At 70.1% G+C, this 2,074-nt stretch carries 1 protein-coding gene; it reads left to right on the top strand.

The annotated features are described in order from the left end of the window. Positions 1-21 precede the first annotated feature (21 nt). The gene (locus VF468_29880) at positions 22-1,914 is read left to right on the top strand and encodes a Tn3 family transposase (protein ID HEX5882495.1); all 1,893 of its coding nucleotides are present in this window, start codon (positions 22-24) and stop codon (positions 1,912-1,914) included. The last annotated feature ends 160 nt before the right edge of the window (positions 1,915-2,074 follow it).

Here is a 2,074-nt window from a genome sequence, read left to right as displayed (position 1 = left end):
CGTGTCGTGGAACGTGCCCAGGTGGAGATCGACCGCGGCCGCCTGTTGGACGAGGTGCTTGACGTCCTGGCCGACCCGGGGGTGTCCGATGCGGACGCCGGCCGCTTGGTCCGCGCTCGGGTCGGGATGGCGCGGCTGCAGGCTGCCCGCCGGCCGGCCGACGAGCGGGAGCCGCGCGATCACGGGCATTTCGATCTGCTCGCGGCTCGGTACAAGTATCTGCGGACCTTTACCCCGGCGGTGATCGCGGCGCTGCCGCTGACCGGCAACACGGCCAGCGCCGACGTGGCCGCGCTGCTGGCCGCGGTCGAGGTACTGCGTCAGCTGAACGGTTCCGGTCGCACCAGCGTGCCGGACACGGCGACCAGCGAGGCAGCGACGTCGTTCGTGCCGGCCCGCTGGCGCGGCTACCTCGACCAGACGGTGGGGCAGGGACGCGGCGCCGCCTACCGCCATTACTGGGAACTGGCGGTGCTGTACGGGGTTCAGGCCCGGCTGCGTTCCGGCGACGTGTGGGTGCCGGGCTCCCGCCGCTACACCGACCCGACGACGCTGCTGATCCCGGTCCAGAAGTGGATAGCGCAGCGCGAGGACTTCTGCACCGTCACCGGCAGCGACCCCGACCCGACCCGCCAACTGCAACGCCTGGAGAACGAGCTGCACGCTGCCGTCGCCGACCTGGAGCGGGTGCTCACCGATCCGGCCAGCGAAGGCCTGGCCCGGGTGGGCCAGGACGGTGATCTGATCGTGTCGCCGCTGCCCGCAGAACAGCTCCCGGCCGAGGCAGCCGCGCTCGCCGACGCGGTCGCCGCGCGGCTTCCACAGGTCCACCTCCCGGCGCTGTTGATCGAGGTCGACCGCGACACCCGCTTCAGTGAGGCGTTCACCCACGCCGGCGGCGCCCAGCCGCGCAACCCCGACCTGGTCCGCAACCTCTACGCCTCGGTGCTCGCCTACGCCTGCAACCTCGGCTACGCCGGAATGGCCGACGCCTCGGGCATCTCCGAAGACACCCTCGCCTGGACCTCGCAGTGGTACCTGCGCCAGGAGACGCTTCGTGAAGCCAACACCCGCCTGGTCAACGCCCACCATCGCCACCCGCTCGCCCGGCTGTGGGGCGGCGGCACCCTGTCCTCCTCGGACGGACAGCGGTTCCCCCAGCGCGGGCGCAGCCTCACCGCACGCGCGCTGTCGCGCTACTTCCTCGACGAGGGCACCACCACCTACACCCACGTCTCGGATCAGCACTCGACCTACGGCACCAAAGTCATCCCAACGACCTGGCGCGAGGCGGTCGCGGTGCTCGATGAAATCTTCGGCAACCCGACCGATCTGCCGATCGCCGAGCACACCACCGATACCGCCGGTCAGACCCTGGCCACTTTCGCGATCTTCGACTTGGCCGGGTTGCAGTTCTCCCCGCGCATCCGCGATATCGGGCGCCTGCAGCTGTATCGCCTCGGTGCCGGGTCGTCCTGGCGCTCCCGGTACCCGCACCCCGGGCCGCTGCTCACCCAACCCATCCAGACCCAACCGATCGCCGAGCACTGGAACGATCTGCTCCGCCTCGCCGGCTCGATGAAGTTCGGGCACACGACCGCAAGCCTGCTCATCGCCAAGCTGCACGCCAGCGGTCGCCAGAACTCCCACGCGCGGGCGTTGCAGGAATACGGCCGGCTGGTGCGCACCATCTACCTGTGTCGATATGTCGCCGACGAGGAGCTGCGGCGGCGGGTACGGCGCCAGCTGAACAAGGGCGAGAGCCTGCACGCACTGCGGCGCGATCTGTTCTTCGCCCACCAAGGTCACGTCCGGCGCCGTCACCTCGACGACCAGGTCGACCAGGCGCTGTGCCTGACGCTGGTGACCAACGCCGCCGTCCTGTGGACCACGCACTACCTGGGGTCGCCGTAGCATCCGCCGAGGATCGGGCGGATATGGGCTGACCAACGGTGATCAGGCGCTGCTGTCGCGATGGTCGGCGAGGACGTTGTGGACGGTGCCGACGGACACCTTGGTGGCGCGGGCGATAGTGCGGATCGATTCGCCGTCGGTGTGGCGGGCGAGGATGATG

This window comes from Actinomycetota bacterium (assembly GCA_036280995.1).
Lineage (GTDB): Bacteria > Actinomycetota > CALGFH01 > CALGFH01 > CALGFH01 > CALGFH01.
The sequence above is the reverse complement of the archived record's forward strand: the minus strand, read 5'-3'. Positions and strand labels throughout refer to the sequence as shown.